This window comes from Pseudomonas sp. SLFW (assembly GCF_009905615.1).
Lineage (GTDB): Bacteria > Pseudomonadota > Gammaproteobacteria > Pseudomonadales > Pseudomonadaceae > Aquipseudomonas > Aquipseudomonas bambusae.
This window is the reverse complement of the sequence record NZ_JAAAKW010000017.1, coordinates 53,331-75,243: the sequence shown is the minus strand read 5'-3', so window position 1 is coordinate 75,243 and position 21,913 is coordinate 53,331. Positions and strand designations below refer to the sequence as shown.

Sequence of the window (21,913 nt, the reverse complement as noted above, 5' to 3'; positions counted from 1 at the left end):
CTGGCGGACGATGAATCTGCCCGCCAAGGGGCCATGCAACGCCAAATCAGCGCGGCAGGATGTAACGTTCGATGGCCGTTGCCAGGCCGTCCTCCAGATTGCTGCCCGTCACATAATGAGCGTGGGTCTTGACCCCGGTTTCAGCCTGCCCCATCGCGATCGACAGCCCTGCGCGCAGGAACATCGCCACGTCGTTGCCGGCATCGCCGATGGCGGCCGTCTGGGCCAACTCGACCCCCAGCGTTTCCGCGAGGGTTTCCAGCGCCGTGCCCTTATTGGCGTCGAGCGCCGTGACGTCGAGGTAGTAGGACTGCGAACGCGCCGCCCTTGCTGTCTCAGCGATCAGCGGGTTGAGCTGGACTTCCAGCCGCTTGAGCAGCTCGAAATCCTTGCTCGCGGCGACGATCTTGTCGATCCGGTCGATGTAATCATCGAAGTGATCGACCTTTACGAAGTCGTAACCCAGCGTGTTGCGCTCGTGCTCGACGTAATCCCCTTGCGGGTCGACAAGCAGCCACTGATCGTCCGCGAACACCCACACTGACACCTTCTCTCCGGCGAACAGCTCAAGGCTGATGCGCGCGGCCTCAGGGTCGATGCGGTGGGCTTTTAGCAGACTGCCGTCCGGGTTGATGATGTTCGCCCCATTGAACGCCACGGTTGGCAGATCGATGCCGAGGGCCTCGATCTGCTGACGCATGGCACGGGGCGGACGGCTGCTGGCCACCGAGAAGCGAATCCCGGCGGCCTGCAATTGATGAACGGCGTCGATATTAGCTTGGCTCAAGCTGTGATCGGGCCGCAGCAGCGTGCCATCGATGTCCGACAACATGAAACGGATGAGGGGGAGCGAGGCTTCACTCATCCGAGGCGTTGCCAGCTGTGACCATCGCGAGCCAGCAGCTCATCGGCCGCCGCCGGACCGTCTTCACCCGCCTGATACGTCTCGACATGCGCGTCCTTGGCCCATGCATCGATGAAGGGCTGCACGGCCCGCCAGCCGTTTTCGATGTTATCGGCGCGCTGGAACAAGGTCTGGTCGCCGGTCAGGCAGTCGTAGATCAGGGTTTCATACCCGGTCGACGGCTGCATCTCGAAGAAGTCCTTGTAGGCAAACCCCAACTCGATGGTCTGCATGTCCAGGGTTGGCCCAGGTTTCTTGGCTTGCAGGTCGAACCACATGCCTTCGTCCGGCTGAATCTGGATTTTCAAGAAGTTCGGCTCAACCTTGTCCACGTCGGTGTCCCGAAACTGGGCGTACGGCGCGGGTTTGAAACAGATGGCGATTTCGGTGTCACGCACGCTCATGCGCTTGCCTGTACGCAGGTAAAACGGCACGCCGACCCAACGCCAGTTATCAACCATGACCTTGAGCGCGACGTAGGTTTCCGTGGTGCTGTCTTCGGCCACACGGTCTTCCTGGCGGTAACCGGGGACTTTTTTGTCGCCCACGGTGCCCTCGGTGTATTGCCCGCGCACGGAGTTGGCCAGCGCTTCCATTTCCGACCATGGCCGAATGGCGCCGATGACCTTGGCCTTTTCACCGCGTACCGCATCCGCGCCAAACGCCGCGGGCGGTTCCATGGCCACCATCGCCAGCAACTGGAACAAGTGATTGGGCACCATGTCGCGCAGTGCGCCGGTGGTTTCATAGAAACCGCCACGGGTTTCGACGCCCACGGTCTCCGCCGCCGTGATCTGCACGTGATCGATGTAATGGTTGTTCCAGAACGACTCGAACAGGCCGTTGGAGAAACGGCTGACCAGAATGTTCTGCACCGTTTCCTTGCCCAGATAGTGGTCGATCCGGTAGATCTGCTTCTCGCTCATCACCTTCAGCAAGCACGCATTCAGCGCCACCGCACTGGGCAGGTCGTGCCCGAACGGCTTCTCGATCACCACGCGACGGAAATGATCGTCGCCTTCCGTCATCAGTCCGGACGATCCCAGGCGCTTGGTCACCTCACTGAAGAAACGCGGCGCAGTGGCCAGATAGAACACAGCGTTTTGGGTGCCGGTGCTCTTGATCTTGTCGTCGATGGCCGCGTAGGTGCCGTCGTCGAGAAAATCGCCAGTGATGTAGGTGATGCGCTTGGCCAGACTGCCCCACAACGCCGGGTCCAGAGGCTCTTTTCCGCCTTCGGCGACCTTGCTGGCCGCCTCTTGGCGAATGAAATCCTCCAGCTTCTTGGCGAAGTCGGCGTCGCTGACGGTGTTGTGGTCAACGCCGACGATGTGCAGGTCCTCACCGACCAGTCCGTCACGGAACAGGTTGTAGAGGGCTGGCATCAACAACCGCTTGACCAGGTCGCCGTGGGCGCCAAACAGGAACAGAGTGGTCGCCGGAGCGACCGCAGCCTTTTGCTTGCTTCGGGTTAAACCCATTATTTTGGTTCCTTATGACCACCAAAACCGAAACGCATGGCGGAGAGCATCTTGTCGCCGTACGTGCTTTGTTGACGGGAGCGGAAGCGGGCAAACAGAGAAGTGGACAGCACCGGGACCGGTACGGCCTGCTCCATCGCGGCTTCAATGGTCCAGCGGCCTTCACCGCTGTCGGCCACGGAGCCGGAATAGGCATTAAGCTGAGGATCGGTCGCCAGTGCGTCGGCGGTCAGGTCCAGCAGCCAGGAGGAGACGACACTGCCGCGACGCCATACTTCGGCGATGTCGCCCATGTTCAGGTCGAAGCGCTGGTCTTCCGGCAGGTTTTCCGAGTTTTTGGTCTTGAGGATGTCAAAGCCTTCGGCAAAGGCCTGCATCATTCCGTATTCGATGCCGTTGTGGATCATCTTCACGAAGTGACCGGCGCCCGGCGGGCCAGCATGGATGTAGCCCTGCTCGGCGCGAGGGTCGGCGTCCTTGGCGCGGTCCTTGGTGCGGGGGATGTTGCCGATGCCGGGGGCCAGGGTCTTGAACAGCGGATCAAGGCGGTTCACCACCTCGGTTTCACCGCCGATCATCATGCAGTAACCGCGCTCCAGGCCCCAGACGCCGCCAGACGTGCCGACATCAACGTAGTGCAGGCCCTTCTCTTTCAGTGCGTGGGAGCGACGCACGTCGTCCTTATAAAAGGTGTTGCCGCCGTCGATGATCACGTCGTCTTTATCGAGCAGGTCAGCCAGCACATTGATGGTGTCTTCGGTCGGAGCGCCCGCTGGCAGCATCACCCAGACGGCTCGCGGCTTGTCCAGCGCAGCGACCAGTGACTTGAGGTCGGTGGCCGGCGTCGAACCTTCGTTGGCGAGCACGGTGCGAGACTGCTCATCGCGATCGTAGACGACTGTCGTGTGGCCATTGAGCATCAGTCGACGTGCGATGTTGCCGCCCATGCGGCCTAGTCCAACAATCCCGAGTTGCATGTAGAGGTGCTCCTTAATTCGTAAACAGGGTGCCCCATTTTATAGCCCAGTGCCGCTTGTAGGGTTAGTCCGGGGAGGCAAACGAAGGTTTCCCGGTGAAAATAGTTTCATGTTGGTGCGTCAAGGACGGGCTTTTTACGCCGTTCGTCGCCAAGACGAAACGACAGTGACAATTAAAAATAAAAAAGTTCCAATTTTTTTGAAAAGAAATCAGAATCCGCGCCGACAAAGGTAGGAAGCATGGACAAGTCGGGTAGCGATCGCGTCATTGCTTGAACCTTACGAAGTTGAATCCGCCATTTGCGAGGTGAGCAATGGGCACAGTACTACCGGCAAGCGTTCCACAGACTCTGTACGTTACCGTCCGTCGCGATGAGCTGCGTCAGCTCCGCGAAGAACGTGACCAGCTGCAAAAGAAAGTCGCCCAGATGGCCCTGATGCTGCAACACGCTCAGCTCGCCAGCGGCACGGCCCTTCACGCCTGATCCCCCGCGCTTCACCCAATAAGGCAAGCCCGATTTGCTGGCTTGCCTTCACGCTTCATCCCTTCGCCTGACCCTTCCCCGCCTTACGTCTTCTCAGTCGACGAACTTTCCGTCATTTTTCCGACCCGACACATTCCGTAACGTTCCAACCCTGCTAAAAATCCCCGTCCTGACCGCGTTTACACGTCGTCTCCCGCTGTCTCACATTTTTTTCACCTCACCCTCACCATACTCCCGCACCTCTGCGGAACGTATGCCGGGTCGCTCATGGCCTGCGCGACGCCCCGCTGCAAAAACGAGGCGGCCCATCGCGCCGCTCGACAGATCCATAGCTGGAGCGCCTGATGGCAACGATGAAACGGAGCACCCCCACTCCGAAGGGTTTTGATTGGGCCGGCGTGGCCTGGCTGTTCCTGTTCTTCTGGTACTTTTCCGGAATCACCCAACTGCTGATCCAACTGACCGGCATCACTGGCTTCGCGGGGTTTCGCCAGGCGTTCCTGATGAGCGGTATCTGGCTGGCGCCGATGTTCCTGTTCCCTGGCAAGACCCGTGTTATGGCTGCCGTCATCGGTGTGGTGCTGTGGGCCTGCTCCATGGCGAGCCTGGGCTACTTCTTCATTTATCAGCAAGAATTCTCGCAAAGCGTCATTTTCATCATGTTCGAGTCGAACATCTCTGAGGCGGGCGAGTACATGACGCAGTACTTCGCCTGGTGGATCGTACTGGCGTTCATCGCCCACACCGCCTTTGCGATTTTCCTCTGGACCCGCCTGCGCCCGGTGTACATGCCCCGCGGCCGTGCCTGGGTCGTGGCCACTGCGCTGTTGGTGGCGATCATCGGCTACCCGCTGGCGAAACAGATGTCACGCTTCGACACGACGGCTGCGGGCCTTGAAGCCTTCGAATCACGCATCGAACCCGCCGTGCCCTGGCAGATGCTGGTGGCGTACCACCGCTACACCCAGCAACTGGACAGCATGCAGGACATGCTCACCACCAGCAGCAATATTCCGCCGCTGAAAAACCTCAAGGATCAACAGGCCGGCCTGCCGACCACGCTGGTGCTGGTCATCGGTGAATCGACCAACCGTGGCCGCATGCATCTGTATGGCTACCCACGGCAGACCACGCCGAACCTGGACGCCATGAAAAGCGAGCTGCAGGTCTTCGATAACGTCATCACCCCGCGTCCGTACACGATCGAAGCATTGCAGCAAGTGCTGACCTTCGCCGACGAGGAAAACCCGGACCTGTACCTGAAGACCCCGTCCATCGTCAGCGTGATGAAGCAGGCGGGTTACAAGACCTTCTGGATCACCAACCAGCAGACGATGACCAAGCGCAACACCATGCTCACCACGTTCTCCGAGCAGGCGGACGAGCAGGTCTACCTGAACAACAACCGCAATCAAAACGCTCGCCAGTACGACGGCGACGTGCTGGAGCCGTTCGCCAAGGCCCTGACCGATGCCGCGCCGCGCAAGCTGATCGTCGTTCACTTGCTGGGCACGCACATGGCCTATCAGTACCGCTACCCGGAAACCTACGAGAAATTCACCGGTCGTGACGGCGTGCCTGCGGCCATCGATGACAGCAAGCTGGAGATGTACAACAGCTACGACAACGCGGTGCTGTACAACGATTTCGTGGTGTCGAGCCTGATCAAGACCTACAGCAAGGCGGACCCGAACGGCTTCCTGCTGTACCTGTCCGACCACGGCGAAGACGTTTACGACTCGCCAGGGCACAACACGCTGGGCCGCAACGAGGGCAAACCGACGATTCCAATGTACACGGTGCCGTTCATTGCCTATGCGTCGCCAAAATGGCGTGGAACCCACAACTGGAGCTTCGACAGCATCCACAGCCGTCCTTACTCCAGCTCGAACCTGATCCACACCTGGGCGCAACTGGCGGGCCTGAGCTTCGACGAGCTGGACTCGACGAAGAGCCTGGTGAGCCTGGACTTCAAGGCGCGCCCTCGACTGATTGGCGACCCTTATGCGCAGAAAGGCTTGAGTGACTTCGCCGGCATGGAAAAGGCCGCGACTCAAGAGGCGCCGATGCCGGAAGTGGCGAACAAGTAACCACCGTTCAGAAAAAAGGCCTGCGCAATGCAGGCCTTCTTTTTATAAGCGTTATAATCGTCGATTCAAACGCCCTGATCAGACGGACGTCTTGCGCATCAGCACGCGGGTCACGCGCCGCTCTTGCACCTCAACCACCTTGAGATTCCACCCCTCCCACTGCACCTCGTCGCCCATGACCGGCAACCGGTCAAGCAGGCTCATGATCAGCCCGGCCAGCGTCTGATATTCCTCGGTAGCACGTGCCTTGAAACCGGTGCGTTCGCGCAGGTGAGTCAGGTTCATGGCGGCGTTCACCAACACGCCCTCGCCCTCCTCGACCAGACCTGGCCCCTCGGCCTCGGTCGCGTCCGGCAACTCGCCCGCAATCGACTCCAGAATGTCGGTCATGGTCAGGATGCCGACGAAGTCGCCGAACTCGTTGACCACGAATGCAATGTGAGTCGATTGCGCACGCATCTGATCCAGCGCGTTGAGGACCGAAAAACTGTCGAGCACGCTGAGGGCCTGGCGTGCCGCGTGTTCCAGGTTCGGCACTGCTTCGGCGAGCAACGCGTTAAGCAGTTCCTTTTTGTGCACGAAGCCGAGAGGTTCTTCTACGCGCCCCTCACGAATCAGCGGTAGGCGCGAGTAGGACGACGCCATCAGACGTTGACGGATGGTCGCTTCGTCATCTGACAGATCGATCACGTCAACATCGTTGCGGGCGGTCATGGCGCTGCGGACCGGCTTTTGCGCCAGCTGCAACACGCCGCTGATCATCACCCGCTCACGCCGGTCGAACACGGCTTCGTCGGCATCGCCATCACCGTCCAGCATGTCGGCGATGTCCTCCCCCACGTCCTCGGCAGCGGGTTTGCGGCCGCCCAACAGCCTCAGCACGGCGTGGGCCATGCGCTGGCGGCGCGGCAAGTTGCCTTTCAGGCTGCGTTTGCGACGCGAACGCGCGACCTGGTTGAACACCTCGATAAGGATCGAGAAGCCAATCGCCGCGTACAGGTAGCCTTTCGGGATATGAAACCCAAGGCCGTCGGCGGTCAGGCTGAAGCCGATCATCATCAGGAAACCCAGGCACAGCATGATCACCGTCGGGTGTGCGTTGACGAAGGCCGTCAGCGGCTTGCTGGCAATGATCATGATGCCGATGGAGAACACCACCGCGATCATCATCACCGACAACTCATCCACCATGCCGACCGCCGTGATCACCGCGTCCAGGGAGAAGACGGCGTCGAGCACGACGATCTGCGCGACGATGGGCCAGAACAGTGCGTACGTCGTGCTGCCCGAATGCTGAGCGACATGGCCTTCCAGTCGTTCGTGCAGTTCCATGGTCGCCTTGAACAGCAGGAACACCCCGCCGAACAGCATGATCAGGTCGCGGCCGGAGAAGCTTTTGCCGAACACATCGAGCAGCGGCTCGGTGAGCGTCACCATCCACGAAATACTCGCCAGCAGCCCCAGGCGCATGATCAACGCCAGGGACAACCCCAACACCCGCGCCTTGTCACGCTGCTCGGGGGGCAATTTGTCGGCCAGGATGGCAATGAACACGAGATTGTCGATGCCCAATACCAGTTCAAGGACGATCAGGGTCAACAGGCCCAGCCAGGCCGTGGGGTCCGCAAGCCATTCCATGGGTCAAGGGTTCCTTTTCAGCGGCTGAGCGCCGGACACGACGACACCCGGCGTCACCGTGAGGGAGCCGAGACAAATGAAGGTCTTTGAAAACACGCGCCTGTCGACGCAGAGAAACATGTGACGAAGATCCGGGTTCAGGGAACGGGATCGGCAACTGGGAGGTTCCAGTGAGAGTGACATGGGTGTCCTGAAATCAATACGGGAGGCGATCCTACATCGCTCGCTGAATTGTCTTACAGGATAGAACTGTTACAAATGTTTTGGATGGTGTTGCGTGGGCAACAGCTCATACACGGTTTCAACCTGCGATCAGATTGACATCGGCTGGTCACCGTCGACCTGTGGGAGCGAATTCATTCGCGAAACGTTGATACAGCCGATACACCCGTATTGGATGTACCGGCCTATCGCGAATAAATTCGCTCCTACAGATGGGTGTCCGGCGAGGGCTTGCAGGTGCCTACAACGCCTTCTGCCAAAACAGCGCCTTGCCCATCTTCGGATCGAGCTGATAGTCCGAGAAACCCAGCTTGCGGTAAGCACCCTGGGCGACTTCATTGCCTTCCAGCACTTCCAGCGTCATTTTGCAGCAACCGCGCTGGCGGGCGATTTCCTCGACCTTGGCCAGCATCTTCTGGCTGATGCCCAGACCACGGGCGGACGCGATGACCACCACATCGTGAATGTTCACCAGCGGACGGCAGGCGAAGGTGGAAAACCCCTCGAAGCAGTTGACCAGCCCAACCGGCTCGCCGGAGATGAACGCCAACACGCTGAACGCGTGAGGACGCTTGGCCAGTTCGAGCGCCAACTGTCCACGAGCGTCCTGAGACAGCGACTCGCCGCCGCCCATGGCGTCTTCGGCGTATTGATTGATCAGGAAACCGATGGCTTCTGCGTGGACCGGATTGGTATAGCTGGCTTGCAGGACCAGAACCTCAGGGGCTTGCATTGACTTCCTCTACAACTCAGGGGGGAACAGACAGAAGACCGAAGGCCCCTCTGCCGCGTGGGTTGGATTCTACCGTGCAGCGCACCAAAAATTCCCGATACAAAAGTAGGATTTTTCTCAATTACGCACGAGATTCGGGCTGTGTTGCACCGAGAAATGGCGACAACAAAAACTTCATGAAGCGCCGGTCGCTAAAAATCACCGCGCGGCTATGCTTCCCAAGCCGCTGCAGAGGGATTGTCGAACAATCCGACCAGCGGTCGTCGGTACTGTTCAGGAGAAAAATGTGCGCCAGAACGGCGCATTCCGCGGTCAGGGAATTTCTGTAGCGAGGTGAAATTTTTCCTACAAAAAGCTGCCATCCCGCAGGCCAGACATTTCCCGGAAAAAAAGTCGAAACTTCTACAAATGCCCTGGGTCAGCTGATTAGAGCGCCTATGCTACCGGATGAAGCCCAAACAGAGGCCGCTTTCACCCTGTCCTTACTTATGCAGTCGGTAAATGGGTATCGATTTTGCGTAGGTCTTGTGTGCCTGGCCATAGGACATGGCCTTTTACAACTCAAGTGCTGTACCAACACTGCGTATCGAATGGGAGAAAACGATGATTAGTGCCGCTGTCAAAACCCAGAAGGGAGAGAGTTTTAATCAGCCGGCCAGCGAGCTGACCCATCTGCCGGTCTTCGCAACGACGAGCGCACCTGTGCTGCAACTGCCCCCTGTACAACCCGGGATCTCCATGGCGAACAGGAAAAAGATCCTGTTCGTGACGTCGGAAATGGCCGACTTGGTGAAAACCGGCGGTCTGGGCGATGTGTCTGCTGCACTGCCGCGCGCCATGCGCCACCTTCACGATGTACGCGTGCTGATTCCCGGCTATCCACAGGTCATCAATAGCGGTAACCCGATTCACATCATCAGCGAACTCAGCGGGCACGCCGCGCTCCCGCCTTGCAAGATCGGCCGGATGGACATGAAAGACGGTCTGGTCATTTATGTATTGATTTGCCCGGAGCTGTACGAGCGCGAAGGCACGCCTTATGGCGACAATCACGGGCGCGACTGGTCCGACAACCACATTCGCTTTGCCCGTCTGGGCCTGGCTGCTGCCGATTTCGCGGCGGGCGCAGTGAAAACCCAGTGGTGCCCGGAACTGGTCCACGCCCACGACTGGCCTGCGGGTCTGGCACCGGCGTATATGAAGTGGCGCGGCCAGACCACGCCGAGCATTTTCACGATTCACAACCTCGCGTATCAGGGTTTCGTCAGCGTGGCGTCGAGCCGCGAGCTGGGCATTCCCGATTCCGCGCTGGGTCCGGACGGCATGGAGTTTTACGGCCAGCTGTCGTTCATCAAGGCGGGCATGGCGTATTCAAGCCACATCACCACCGTGAGCGCGACCTACGCCAAGGAAATCACCACCCCGGATTTCGGTTGCGGTCTGGAAGGCTTCCTACAAAGCAAGGCCAATCGCGGCCAGCTCAGTGGGATTCCCAACGGCATCGATGAAAGCTGGGATGCGGCCACCGATGAACACTTGATCTGCCGCTTCGCCCCGAACGAATGGACGCGCAAGGAGATCAATGCCGACTACGTCCGCGAGCTGTTCGAGCTTGAGCCGTCCACGGGCCCACTTTTCGCTGTGGTCTCGCGTCTCGTGTATCAGAAGGGTCTGGACCTGACCATCGGCGTGGCCGAATACATCGTCAACAACGGTGGACAGATCGCGATCATTGGTCGCGGCGAACCGGATGAAGAAGACGCCATGCGCGCCCTCGCCGCCCGCTTCCCGGGCCAGGTCAGCGTCCGGGTCGGCTTCAATGAAACCGACGCTCGTCGCATGTTCGCGGGCAGCGACTTCCTGCTGATGCCGTCGCGCTATGAGCCGTGCGGTCTGAGTCAGATGTACGCGCAGCGCTTCGGTTCGTTGCCGGTGGCACGTCGTACCGGCGGCCTGGCAGACACCATCGAAGACGGATGCACCGGTTTCCTGTTCGACGAATCCACGGTGGAAAGCTACACCGAAGCGCTCACCCGCGCCTTCAACGTCTTCGCCAGCCCTACATTGCTTAACGCGATGCGCTGCCGTGCGATGGCTGCGCCGTTCGACTGGCACAAAGCGGTCGAACCTTACGCCGACCTCTATCAGGAGTTGTTGAAGAAAAACGTGGGCGCTGCACTGCAGTACTGATCGATGAATTGAAAAAGGGGTAACGGATGCCTTCGCGCACGGATGAGAACTGGCGCCACGGCGCCGTCCTGCTAGATCCCGAACACACTCGGTTTGCCCTTTGGGCTCCGGATGCCTATTACGTCAGCGTCGAGATCGAGGATGGGCCGTCACTGGCCCTGCTGCCTCAAGAGGACGGTTGGTTCGTCCTCGAAGCTCGATGCCCGGCGGGCACGCGCTATCGCTACACCATCGACGAAGACCTTCATGTGCCTGACCCGGCCTCCCGGGCTCAGGTCAGCGAGGTGCATGGTTACAGCCAAGTGGTGGACCAGAATGCCTACCGCTGGCAGCACGATGCCTGGCGCGGACGGCCCTGGCACGAAGCCGTCATTTATGAACTGCATGTTGGCGCACTCGGCGGCTTCGCGGGCGTCGAACAACGCTTGCAGCATCTGGCCGACACCGGCGTCACCGCCGTCGAGCTGATGCCCATCGCGCAGTTTCCCGGCAATCGTAACTGGGGCTATGACGGCGTGTTGCCCTACGCACCCCAGTCGTCCTATGGCACACCGGAACAACTCAAGCACTTGATCGACACGGCCCACGGTCTGGGTCTGGCCGTGATTCTGGACGTGGTCTACAACCACTTCGGTCCGGATGGCAACTATCTGGGTGCGTACGCCAAGCATTTTTTCCGCAGCGACAAGAAGACCCCGTGGGGCGACGCCATCGATTTCCGGCGCCGCGAAGTCCGGGACTTCTTTATCGACAACACGCTGATGTGGCTGCAGGACTACCGCTTCGACGGTCTGCGCTTCGACGCTGTGCATGCCATCGAAGACCCGACCTTCCTCAAGGAACTGGCCGAACGGGTGCGTCAGGCAACCGCGCCTGACCGTCACGTGTGGCTGATGCTGGAAAACGAATTCAACGAAGCCCATCGCATGGATCAGGGCTACGACGCGCAGTGGAACGACGACGGCCACAACACCTTGCACGTGTTGCTGACCGGCGAAACCGACGCGTACTACACCGACTTCGCCGAACAGCCAACCCACAAGTTGGCACGCCTGCTGGGCGAAGGCTTCGTCTATCAGGGCGAGTCCACCCGTCACGGCCACGCCCGGGGCGAACCGAGCGCGCATTTGTCGCCGACTTCGTTCGTGTTGTTCCTGCAGAACCACGACCAGATCGGCAACCGTGCGCTGGGCGAGCGCCTCGTTCAGTTGAGCCCGCCTCACGCGCTGCGAGCGGCCACGGCGCTGTTGCTGTTGTCGCCGATGATCCCGCTGATGTTCATGGGCGATGAATGGGGCGCAAGTGAGCCGTTCCTGTTCTTCACCGACTTCCATGACGAACTGGCCGACGCCGTGCGCGAAGGTCGCCGGGGGGAATTCGCGGATTTCGCGGCGTTCGCCGACCCGGCCAAGCGTGAGCAGATCCCTGATCCGAATGCGCTGAAGACTTTCGAGGCCTCTCGCCCGGCTTTCGACGCCTTGCTGCTGGAAACCGACCTCGGCCAGGATCATCGCAGTTGGCTGGCCCTGTACCGCGAGTTGTTGGCGATTCGTCGCGAGCACATCGTGCCTCGGCTGGAGGGCGCCAAAGCCCTGGGTGCAGACGTGCTCGCCGATAAGGCCGTCAGCGCACGCTGGGAGATGGGCGACGGACAGGTCTTGCGCATCGACCTGAACCTGAGCGAGCACGCGGTGCAGGTCGACGAACACAGCGTGCAGCACGTGCTGCATGAGTCCCACCCAAAATCGGCAGAACTTTCCTCGCGCGGCACCCTCAATCCCTACACGGCCATTGTCAGCCTGATATCGAGTGACGTTGGAGGAACAGGATGAGCAATGAGCAACTGGAAATGCTGGCAGCCGAAGCCGGGCTGTCAGTCGATTGGAAGGACGCCAACGCACGCCCGCAGCGCGTCAGCCCCGAGGTCCTGCGCAAGGTCCTCGACGGGCTGGGTTACCCCGCCGAGAACGACGAACACATCGCTGCCAGCCTCGAACGCTTGCAGGATCAAAGCCTCTCCACCACCCCGCCACCGCTGTTGACCGTCGACCACGGCAGCAATCTTGACCTCTCGGCGTGGTTCAAGCCCGAAACGCCGTTCGTGCTGGAGCTGGAAGACGGATCGCGTCTGGACGCCAGGCTCACCGCCAAGGCCGAACTGCCCGCGCTGGCCACAGTGGGTTATCAGCAGCTGGCGATTGCAGGCCAACACTTGACGATCGCCGTCGCGCCAAAAACTGCCTACACCCTGGCCATGGCGGCGGACGTCAGCGTCCCTCGCACCTGGGGCCTGACCTTGCAGCTGTATTACTTGCGCCGGGAAGGCGATGGCGGCTTCGGCGACACCCAGGCGCTTGAAACCTTCGCCCGCTCGGCCGGTGAGCGCGGCGCCGCAGCCATCGCCATCAGCCCGGTGCACGCGATGTTCTCTAACGACAGCGAGCGTTTCAGTCCGTACTCGCCGTCCAGCCGCCTGTTTCTCAACGCACTGTATGCCGCGCCGGGCACGATTCTGGGCGAGCGTGCCGTGCGCGCAGCCCTGGAAGAAACAGGGCTGGCGGATGAATTCAAGCGTCTGGAAGACTTGCCACTGATCGACTGGCCCGCCGCAGCGGCGGCCAAATGGAAACTGTACCGAGCGTTGTACGCAGCGTTCATCGCCAGCGACCACCCGCTTCATCAGGACTTCAACAGCTTTCGCCACGCGGGTGGCGAAGCGCTGGAAAACCACTGCCGCTTCGAGGCCCTGCGCGACCAGTGCGACGTGCTTGGCATCAGCGGCAATTGGCATGACTGGCCGGACGATTACAAGAATCCGCGCAGTGGCGTCATTGAGGCGTTCGCCGCCGACCATCGCGAACAGATCGGCTTTCACGCCTTCGCCCAATGGCTGATCGCCCGTGGTCTCGAACGCGCCCAGACGGCCGCACGCAGCAGCGGCATGAGTGTCGGCCTGATCGGTGATCTCGCCGTGGGCGCCGACGGTACGGGCAGTCAGGCCTGGAGCCGTCAAGATGAATTGCTGTCGTCGCTGACCGTCGGTGCGCCCCCGGACATCCTCAACCGCGCAGGACAAAGCTGGGGTATTTCCGCGTTTTCGCCCACCGGTTTGAAACGCAACGGTTTCCGCGCCTTCATCGAAATGCTGCGCGCCAACTTCGCCCACGCCGGTGGCCTGCGCATCGACCACGTCATGGGGCTGCAACGCCTGTGGGTCGTGCCCGAAGGCTCTCCGCCCAGTGAAGGTGCCTACCTGAATTATCCGATCGACGACATGCTGCGCCTGTTGTGCCTGGAATCGTGGCGCCACAAGGCCGTGGTCCTCGGCGAAGACTTGGGCACCGTGCCTGAAGGCCTGCACGAAAAACTCTCGACCCGCGGCATTCTCGGCATGCGCGTGCTGTTGTTCGAACAGGACAACGCGCACTTCAAGCCCATCATCAAATGGTCCGACGACGCCCTGGCCACCACCAGCACCCACGACCTGCCGACGCTGACCGGCTGGCTCAGCGAACTGGACATCGAGTGGAACAAGACCCTGGGCCATATCGACGACGAGGCCGAGCGCCGCTGGCGGGGTGAGCGCGAGCGTGAACGCGAAGGATTGCGTGCCGCGTTGAAGCTTAACTATGAGCACGCCCCGCTCGGCAATGAAAGCGACGTGATCGATGGCAGCGTGCGCTACTTGGGCCATACACGCGCTCCACTGGTGCTGCTGCCCATTGAGGACGCCTTGGGTATCGAGGAGCAGGCCAACTTTCCCGGCACCATCGACAGCCACCCTAACTGGCGTCGGCGCTTACCCGGCGACACCGCCTCATTGCTGGACAACGCCAACGCGGCGCGTCGTCTGGAAATCCTTGCCGCAGCACGTCAACAGGCCGCGGAGCGCGATCAATGAATCACCCAGTCAACTCACCCATCAAATCACTGCGCGCGACCCAGCGACTGCAATTTCACAAAGACTTCACCCTCGATGACGCGACCGCACTGGTCCCCTACTTCGCCGAACTGGGGATCAGCCACGTTTACGCCTCCCCTCTGCTCAAGGCCCGCGCCGGTTCGATGCACGGCTACGATGTGGTCGACCCTCGCGTCATCAACCCTGAACTGGGTGGCGAACCGGCGCTACGTCGTTTGGTGGCCGAGCTGCGCAAGCATGGCATGGGGCTGATTCTCGACATCGTCTCCAACCACATGGCCGTTGGTGGCGCCGATAACCCTTGGTGGCTGGACCTGATCGAATGGGGCCAACGCAGCCCCTACGCCAAGTTCTTCGACATTCAGTGGAATTCCCCCGACCCGCTGCTCAAGGGCCAATTGCTGCTGCCCTTCCTCAGCACCGATTACGGCACCGTGCTGCAAAACGGCGACGTGCCGCTGCTGTTCGATGCAGAGCACGGCAGCTTCCGTGTCGAGCACTATCAGCATCACTTCCCGATCAATCCGGGCACCTACGCGCCGCTGCTGAAGGCGGCCAAACGCCCTGAACTGGACGCCCTGGCCAGCCGCTTCTCTGCACTGGATGAAAGTCCCGACGCCTACGACCTGGCCGTGGCTGCCAAGGCCGAACTGACCAAGTGTGTGAAGGACAACCCCGACCTGATTGACGCCATCGAACACGGCCTGAAGCAGTTCGACGGCAAGGACCCGGAAGGTTTCAAACGGCTTCATCAGTTGCTGGAACGCCAGGACTATCGCCTCGCCAGTTGGCGTACGGCGGGAGACGACATCAATTGGCGGCGTTTCTTCGACATCAACGAGCTGGGCGGCCTCAAGGTCGAGCGCTCGCAGGTGTTCGAGGCCACCCACGGCAAGATCTTCCAGCTGATCGCAGAGGGCCTGGTGGACGGCCTGCGCATCGACCACATCGATGGCCTGGCCGACCCTCGGGGTTACTGCCGCAAGCTGCATCGCCGCGTCGAAAGCCTGCTCAGCCAGCGTCCGGCAGGCACCGAGCTGAGCCATGTGCCGATCTTCGTCGAGAAGATTCTCGGTTCCGACGAGCAGGTGCGTAAAGACTGGAACGTCGACGGCACCACCGGTTATGAATTCATGAACCAGGTGTCGCTGCTTCAACATGATCCGAAGGGCGAAGAAGTCCTTGGCGAGCTGTGGAGCCGCATCAGCGGCCGCACCGCGGACTTCAATCAGGAAGTGCTCGAAGCGCGGGACCTGGTGCTGCACGGCACCCTGGCGGGCGATTTCGAGAACCTGGCACAAGCGCTGTTACAGGTGGCCCGCAGCGACGTGATGAGTCGCGACCTGACCCTCAATGCCATCCGCCGTGCGCTGCTGGCGCTGGTGGGCAACTTCCCGGTCTATCGCACCTACATCACCGCGCGTGGACGCTCGGCCGAGGACGAGCGGTATTTCCAGCAAGCCATGACCGGTGCGCGTGAAATGCTCAACGAAGGCGACTGGCCCGTGCTGGATTATCTGGCCCGCTGGCTGGGTGGTGAGAGCCTGCGGGATTACCCGAACGGGCCATTGCGCGAGATGCGCCGCAAGGCGTGCAACCGCTTCCAGCAACTGACCTCGCCGGTGGCTGCAAAGTCGGTGGAAGACACCTCGTTCTACCGCTCCGCCGTGCTCTTGTCGCGCAACGACGTGGGCTTTCATCCGCAACATTTCAGTGCACCGCCCGAGGCGTTTCACGAAGTGTGCATCACTCGCGGTGCAAGCTTTCCGGACAACCTCTTGACCACTGCGACCCATGATCACAAGCGCGGCGAAGACACCCGGACTCGTCTGGCGGTGCTCAGCGAAGTGGCGCCTTGGTATGCCGAACAGGTGGAGCGCTGGCAGCAGTTATCGACACCGCTGAAACAGGGTGATCAGGCGATCAGCCCCAGCGACGAGCTCATGCTTTATCAAGCGATTCTGGGCAGCTGGCCGCTGAACATGGAGGGTGAAGACGCCTTCGAGGACTACGCCAAACGCCTCACGCAATGGCAGGAAAAAGCCCTGCGCGAAGCCAAGTTGCAGAGCAGTTGGAGCGCGCCGAACGAGCCCTATGAGAGCGCCTGCCGCGAGTTTCTCCAGCAGTTGCTGCTGAGCCCGGACACCGTCGCCTTGCGTCAGTCCATCGGTGCCACCGCCAACCGCATCGCGCCTGCCGGGGCGTTAAACAGTCTGGCGCAAACTTTGCTGCGCATGACCGTGCCCGGTGTTCCTGATCTGTATCAGGGCACTGAATTCTGGGACTTCAGCCTGGTGGACCCGGACAACCGTCGTCCGGTGGATTACCCCGCTCGCCAACGCGCGCTGAGTGACTTCACGACGCTCGCCGAGCTGCTTGCCCAGTGGCAGGACGGTCGCATCAAACAGGCGTTGATCGCGCAGGTGCTCAGGTTGCGCAATCTCTATCCGACACTGTTCAGTGAGGGCCGCTATCAACCGTTGGAAGTGGTCGGCGAACACGCCGCACACGTCCTTGCATTTGCCCGGGAAAAGGAGGATTTGCGGGCTATCGTTGTGATACCACGTTTGCCGGCTGAACTATTGGGCACTGCGCAAACTCCATTCATCAATGCAGCACATTGGGGCGATACACGAATCCTCCTGCCGTTCGCTGATTCAAATCCAAATTGGAAGGGACTTTTCGCGCAAGCTACAGTCACAGACAACAAGGAATTGTCGCTCAGCGCAGCGCTCAAGGAATTTTCCGTCAATCTGCTTATTCAAACCTTGTAATACCCGGGAGTGTCGAGATGAGTGCCGACGAAAAACGAATCAAAGAGCTCGCCCATCAGATCTGGGAATCTGAAGGCAAGCCTCACGGAAAGGACGCCGTTCATTGGGAACAGGCCCGCAAGCTGGCGGACGCCGAAGCCAAGGCGCCTAAAAAAGCGGCTGCCCCCAAGGCAGCGGCCAAACCCAAGGCTGAACCCAAGGCCGCCGCAGCCAAACCTGCTGCAAAGCCTGCCGCCAAGCCTGCTGCGAAAGCCGCTGAAAAACCGGCGGCCAAGCCTGCGCCTAAACCGGCGGCCAAGGCCCCAGCCAAACCGAAAGCCGCTGCGGCTGACGGCGCGTCAGCTGCGAAGCCCGCTGCCAAGCCTGCCGCAAAACCAGCGGCCAAGAAGACACCCGCGGCTGCCAAGCCACCCGCGCCATGAGTCTTCGGGTATACCGAAGACTGGTCGCGTAGCAAACCTCGACCGCAGGGATCGCCTGAAAACGATGTTCCCCCTGCGGCAACCCCTTTGCCTGTTTTCACCAATGGCGCAGTCCCAGCCTGCGACAAAGGCTTTGTTCGCCTTCAGGAAATCATTCGAACGTCAGGAATCCCCATGAGCAAGCAAGAAAACACCACCGCCCCCAAGAATGAATCCAGCAAGGCCGACAGCCCGGAAGTCACCGCGTCGCGCATCCGCGAAGGCCTGCCCTTCCCGCTCGGTGCGAACTGGGACGGCCTGGGGGTTAACTTCGCGATCTTTTCCGCCAACGCGACAAAGGTCGAGCTGTGCCTGTTCGACTCCACCGGCGAGACCGAACTGGAACGTATCGAACTCCCCGAATACACCGACGAAATCTTCCACGGCTACCTGCCCGACGCCCACCCCGGGCTGGTCTACGGCTACCGCGTGTACGGCCCGTACGACCCGAAAAACGGTCACCGTTTCAACCACAACAAACTGCTGATCGACCCCTACGCCAAGCAACTGGTCGGCGAGCTGAAATGGTCCGAAGCGCTGTTCGGCTACACCATCGGCCACCCCGATGACGACCTGAGTTTCGACGAGCGCGACAGCGCGCCCTTCGTGCCGAAGTGCAAGGTCATCGACCCCGCTTACACCTGGGGCCGCGATCAGCGGGTGAACGTGCCGTGGGAGAAAACCATTTTCTACGAAACCCACACTCGGGGTTTCACCATGCGTCACCCGTCCGTTCCCGATGAGCTGAAGGGCACGTTCTCAGGCCTCATGGTCGATGACGTGATCCAGCACATCAAAGGGCTGGGCGTGACCTCGATCGAGCTGCTGCCGATCCACGCCTTCGTCAACGACCAGCACCTGCTGCAAAAAGGCATGACCAACTATTGGGGCTACAACACCATCGCGTTCTTTGCCCCTGATCCGCGTTTCCTGGCCCACGGCAAGATCGCCGAGTTCAAGGAAATGGTCGCGCACATGCACCACGCCGGTCTGGAAGTGATTCTGGACGTGGTCTACAACCACACCGCCGAAGGCAACGAGCGCGGCCCGACCCTGTCTATGCGTGGCATCGACAACGCGTCGTACTACCGCCTGATGCCCGATGACAAACGTTTCTACATCAACGATTCCGGTACCGGCAATACGCTGGACCTAAGCCACCCGTGCGTGCTGCAAATGGTCACCGACTCCCTGCGCTACTGGGCCAGCGAGATGCACGTCGATGGTTTCCGTTTCGACCTCGCGACCATTCTCGGTCGTTACCACGATGGGTTCGAAGAGCGTCACAGTTTCCTCGTCGCCTGCCGTCAGGACCCGGTGCTGCGTCAGGTCAAACTCATCGCAGAACCTTGGGACTGCGGCCCTGGTGGCTATCAGGTCGGGCATTTCGCACCGGGCTGGGCTGAATGGAACGACAAGTTCCGCGACACCGTGCGCGCGTTCTGGAAAGGCGACGAAGGCCAACTGGCCGACCTCGCCAGCCGTCTGACCGCGTCGGGCAACATGTTCAATCAGCGCGGTCGTCGGCCGTATGCGTCGGTCAACTTCGTCACCGCCCACGACGGCTTCACGCTGCACGACCTGGTGTCGTACAACGACAAGCACAACGAGGACAACGACGAAAACAACCAGGACGGCAGCAACGACAACCGCTCGTGGAACCATGGTGTTGAAGGGCCGACCGAAGATCCGGAAATCAACGCGCTGCGTCTGCGGCAGATGCGCAATTTCTTCGCGACCCTGCTGTTCTCCCAAGGCACGCCGATGATCGTGGCGGGCGATGAGTTTGCACGCACCCAGCACGGCAACAACAATGCCTATTGCCAGGACAGTGAGATCGGCTGGGTCAACTGGGATTGGGACGAAGACGGCAAGGCGCTGCATGCGTTCGTGCAACGTTTGATCAAGCTGCGTTTGAAATACCCTATCCTGCGCCGTGGCCGTTTCCTGGTCGGCGAGTACAACGAGGAGTTGGGTGTCAAGGACGTGACCTGGCTGTCACCGAGCGGCGAGGAGATGACCACCGAGCAATGGCATGACGCCAACGGCCGTTGCCTGGGCATGCTCATCGACGGCCGTGCGCAGGAGACCGGGATTCGCCGTCGCGGTGGCGATGCGACCATGCTGCTGGTGGTCAACTCGCACCACGAAGGCGTCAACTTCACCCTGCCAGAAGTGCCGGAAGGCCTGAACTGGGTCAGCCTGGTCGACACCAACCAGCCGGACATCAAGGGCAAGGAGCACTTCGAATTCGGCAACGAATACACCGTGACCCCGCGCTCGTTGCTGCTGTTTGAGCTGCACAAGGAAGAGCAGGCGTAAACCGCTGCACAATCGCCGTTGGGATCAACCCTTGATCTCGACGGCGCCTATTTTCCTGTAGGAGCGAATTCATTCGCGAGACATTGGAACAGCCAACCAAACGGTGTCGATTGTACGAACGCTTCGCGAATGAATTCGCTCCTCTCCTACAGGTTCATCAGCATTCCCGGCAGTCCTTCTCTGCCCGCCCTTCACATCAACGCCGACAACCTCACGTCCGCCGCCAGCACCCTGTGCAACTGCCCGTTCGCGGCAAAGATCGGCACTGACACGGTGATGCAAAACGCGTCCGTGGCCGAAGAGCGGTAGACCGGTGTGATGTAACTGGTCAACTGATCCGCGACCTCCTTGAACCAAGGCCTCTGCGCCCAATTGCGCCCCTTGCAGCTTGGCGCCTTGTCGTCGGTGTCCAGCCCGATGTTTTCGGTGATCTGATTGCCGTTGCGGTCGACCATGTAAAACAATTCAAACCGCGAATCCCGGCGCAGGGTGTCGAGCATGAAACGCTCGGCCATCTGCAGATCGCCGTGCATCGCCGCTTCGCTGCCGAGGCTTTCGACGCTCGCCTGAATTGCCTTGTGCATCTGCAACCGAAACCCGCCCAACCCGTTCAACAGATGATCGCCGCTGTTGCGCACGGCGTCGCTGTGGGTCAGGACCTGTCCGGCGTTGCCCAACAGCTCCGAGGCGACCCCGGCGATGTTCTGCACGTCGCGGTTGATCGCATGCACCGCAATGCCGATGTGCTCCGTGCCTGAGGCGATGTGGCCGACCCGTTGATCCAGCTGATCCATCGCTGATTGGGTGCTGAGCAAGTCCTCACCCATGCGGGTCATGCTCGCACGGCCCTCGGCCACGGCCGCGTGCATGATGCTCCCCGCGGCGCCGAGCTGATCCATGTCCGCCCGAAAACGCTCGATGATCTGACTCACCCGCGTCGTGGACTCAGTGGTGTGCCCGGCGAGCCGTCGCACCTCATCGGCCACCACCGCGAAGCCCCGGCCATGCTCCCCGGCGCGAGCGGCTTCGATGGCCGCGTTAAGCGCCAGCAGGTTGGTTTGCTGAGAGATGCTGGCGATGACGCCGAGGACCTGGCTGACCTCCTCCAACTGGCCGAACAACTGACCGATCACCGCCTCCAGTTTCTGCTCGCTGGAGCCGATGGCCTCGACTTGCCCAAGCACCTGTTCGCCGGTCTGCTGGCATTGGCGCAGGGTCAACGTCACCTCGCTGGACAGCCTGGCGACCTGCGCGGCGCCGGGCACCAACTCGGTGTCCAGCGACGTGCTGACCTGCTCACTGGCGCTGGCAATCAGTTCCGAAGCCTGAGCCAATCGCTGCCCGCTCTGCTCGGTGACGCGGGCGATGCGCGCCAACTCAGGGGCGTGGGCCGCGATGTCCACGGAGGCGGCGAGGCTCTCGGCCAGGCGCTGGTGCAGGGTCTGGCTGAAGCCGTTGAGACGCGCATTGAACGGCGAAGGCCCGGACAGCTGCACCGTCAGGTCCAGATCGTCGAACAACAGGTTGAGGGCATCGTCGTCTTGAGCCCGGTGTTTGTTGGCGCGCAATGAAAACATTCGGCATCTCCGTCCGTGTGTGCGGAAGATGCTGCAAGCACAGTGCCATCAGAGCTGAGCCGGAGCGCCCCGCCATGACAGAGAGAAAGGGTCAGCGCACGCACCAAATCGGGGGATTCAGGACGCGGGCTGACCCT

The 21,913-nt window shown here is 60.8% G+C and carries 13 protein-coding genes and 2 pseudogenes; 8 read left to right on the top strand and 7 right to left on the bottom strand.

The genetic code is table 11. The annotated features are described in order from the left end of the window. Positions 1–46: 46 nt before the first annotated feature. From GVN17_RS23800 to gnd, 3 genes are read right to left on the bottom strand one after another with little or no spacing between them, the layout of a single operon-like run. A complete protein-coding gene (locus GVN17_RS23800; protein WP_166597718.1) occupies positions 47–865 on the bottom strand; it encodes an HAD family hydrolase in 819 nt (272 codons plus the stop codon). Next, positions 862–2,385, bottom strand: a complete 1,524-nt coding sequence (zwf, locus tag GVN17_RS23795) for a glucose-6-phosphate dehydrogenase (RefSeq protein ID WP_166597717.1) — start codon at positions 2,383–2,385, stop codon at positions 862–864. The genes GVN17_RS23800 and zwf overlap by 4 nt, the downstream gene beginning before the upstream one ends. Beyond that, a complete protein-coding gene (gene gnd, locus GVN17_RS23790; protein ID WP_166597716.1) occupies positions 2,385–3,362 on the bottom strand; it encodes a phosphogluconate dehydrogenase (NAD(+)-dependent, decarboxylating) in 978 nt (325 codons plus the stop codon). Before gnd ends, zwf begins: the two co-directional genes overlap by 1 nt. A 314-nt stretch (positions 3,363–3,676) precedes the next feature. Between gnd and GVN17_RS23785 the strand changes: the two genes are divergently transcribed. Together GVN17_RS23785 and GVN17_RS23780 are read left to right on the top strand one after the other, a co-directional pair. Beyond that, a complete protein-coding gene (locus GVN17_RS23785; protein WP_166597715.1) occupies positions 3,677–3,847 on the top strand; it encodes a DUF6026 family protein in 171 nt (56 codons plus the stop codon). A gap of 344 nt (positions 3,848–4,191) precedes the next feature. Continuing rightward, complete coding sequence (locus GVN17_RS23780) at positions 4,192–5,937, top strand: phosphoethanolamine transferase CptA (RefSeq protein WP_166597714.1); 1,746 nt, start codon at positions 4,192–4,194, stop codon at positions 5,935–5,937. Positions 5,938–6,015: 78 nt separating this feature from the next. Here GVN17_RS23780 and GVN17_RS23775 read toward each other — a convergent pair whose 3' ends face one another. Further along, on the bottom strand, positions 6,016–7,575 hold the full coding sequence (locus GVN17_RS23775) for a TerC family protein (protein WP_166597713.1): 1,560 nt from the start codon (positions 7,573–7,575) through the stop codon (positions 6,016–6,018). Between the two features lie 463 nt (positions 7,576–8,038). Beyond that, entirely contained in the window at positions 8,039–8,530 is a 492-nt protein-coding gene (locus GVN17_RS23770) for a GNAT family N-acetyltransferase (RefSeq protein ID WP_166597712.1), read from the bottom strand. A gap of 603 nt (positions 8,531–9,133) precedes the next feature. Between GVN17_RS23770 and glgA the strand changes: the two genes are divergently transcribed. From glgA to glgX, 6 genes and pseudogenes are all read left to right on the top strand, one after another. Next, the gene (gene glgA, locus GVN17_RS23765; protein WP_166597711.1) at positions 9,134–10,720 is read left to right on the top strand and encodes a glycogen synthase GlgA; all 1,587 of its coding nucleotides are present in this window, start codon (positions 9,134–9,136) and stop codon (positions 10,718–10,720) included. A 26-nt stretch (positions 10,721–10,746) separates the two neighbouring features. Then, a pseudogene (treZ, locus tag GVN17_RS23760) lies at positions 10,747–12,559 on the top strand (malto-oligosyltrehalose trehalohydrolase). Continuing rightward, entirely contained in the window at positions 12,549–14,621 is a 2,073-nt protein-coding gene (gene malQ / locus GVN17_RS23755) for a 4-alpha-glucanotransferase (protein WP_166597709.1), read from the top strand. The pseudogene treZ and the gene malQ overlap by 11 nt, the downstream one beginning before the upstream one ends. After that, positions 14,618–17,416: a malto-oligosyltrehalose synthase gene (locus GVN17_RS23750; protein WP_166597708.1), complete on the top strand. Its 2,799-nt coding sequence runs from the start codon at positions 14,618–14,620 to the stop codon at positions 17,414–17,416. The genes malQ and GVN17_RS23750 overlap by 4 nt, the downstream gene beginning before the upstream one ends. A gap of 17 nt (positions 17,417–17,433) precedes the next feature. Then, a complete protein-coding gene (locus tag GVN17_RS23745) occupies positions 17,434–17,838 on the top strand; it encodes a DUF2934 domain-containing protein (protein WP_166597707.1) in 405 nt (134 codons plus the stop codon). 174 nt (positions 17,839–18,012) lie between these two features. After that, entirely contained in the window at positions 18,013–20,199 is a 2,187-nt protein-coding gene (gene glgX, locus GVN17_RS23740; protein ID WP_166597706.1) for a glycogen debranching protein GlgX, read from the top strand. 191 nt (positions 20,200–20,390) lie between these two features. On the opposite strand, the gene GVN17_RS30065 is transcribed toward glgX, so the two are convergent. Both GVN17_RS30065 and GVN17_RS30060 read right to left on the bottom strand, forming a co-directional pair. Beyond that, complete coding sequence (locus GVN17_RS30065) at positions 20,391–20,654, bottom strand: hypothetical protein (RefSeq protein ID WP_371928607.1); 264 nt, start codon at positions 20,652–20,654, stop codon at positions 20,391–20,393. 294 nt (positions 20,655–20,948) lie between these two features. Then, positions 20,949–21,776 (bottom strand): annotated as a pseudogene (locus GVN17_RS30060) (methyl-accepting chemotaxis protein); the annotation flags it as partial. Between the last annotated feature and the right edge of the window lie 137 nt (positions 21,777–21,913).

Bases quoted from the DNA above. Each gene is read 5' to 3' on its own strand.
- GVN17_RS23800 (WP_166597718.1), bottom strand. From the start codon at position 865: ATGAGTGAAGCCTCGCTCCCCCTCATCCGTTTCATGTTGTCGGACATC.
- glgA (WP_166597711.1), top strand. From the start codon at position 9,134: ATGATTAGTGCCGCTGTCAAAACCCAGAAGGGAGAGAGTTTTAATCAG.
- malQ (WP_166597709.1), top strand. From the start codon at position 12,549: ATGAGCAATGAGCAACTGGAAATGCTGGCAGCCGAAGCCGGGCTGTCA.
- GVN17_RS30065 (WP_371928607.1), bottom strand. From the start codon at position 20,654: ATGGTCGACCGCAACGGCAATCAGATCACCGAAAACATCGGGCTGGAC.
- GVN17_RS23750 (WP_166597708.1), top strand. From the start codon at position 14,618: ATGAATCACCCAGTCAACTCACCCATCAAATCACTGCGCGCGACCCAG.
- GVN17_RS23785 (WP_166597715.1), top strand. From the start codon at position 3,677: ATGGGCACAGTACTACCGGCAAGCGTTCCACAGACTCTGTACGTTACC.
- zwf (WP_166597717.1), bottom strand. From the start codon at position 2,385: ATGGGTTTAACCCGAAGCAAGCAAAAGGCTGCGGTCGCTCCGGCGACC.
- GVN17_RS23780 (WP_166597714.1), top strand. From the start codon at position 4,192: ATGGCAACGATGAAACGGAGCACCCCCACTCCGAAGGGTTTTGATTGG.
- GVN17_RS23745 (WP_166597707.1), top strand. From the start codon at position 17,434: ATGAGTGCCGACGAAAAACGAATCAAAGAGCTCGCCCATCAGATCTGG.
- GVN17_RS23775 (WP_166597713.1), bottom strand. From the start codon at position 7,575: ATGGAATGGCTTGCGGACCCCACGGCCTGGCTGGGCCTGTTGACCCTG.
- GVN17_RS23770 (WP_166597712.1), bottom strand. From the start codon at position 8,530: ATGCAAGCCCCTGAGGTTCTGGTCCTGCAAGCCAGCTATACCAATCCG.
- glgX (WP_166597706.1), top strand. From the start codon at position 18,013: ATGAGCAAGCAAGAAAACACCACCGCCCCCAAGAATGAATCCAGCAAG.
- gnd (WP_166597716.1), bottom strand. From the start codon at position 3,362: ATGCAACTCGGGATTGTTGGACTAGGCCGCATGGGCGGCAACATCGCA.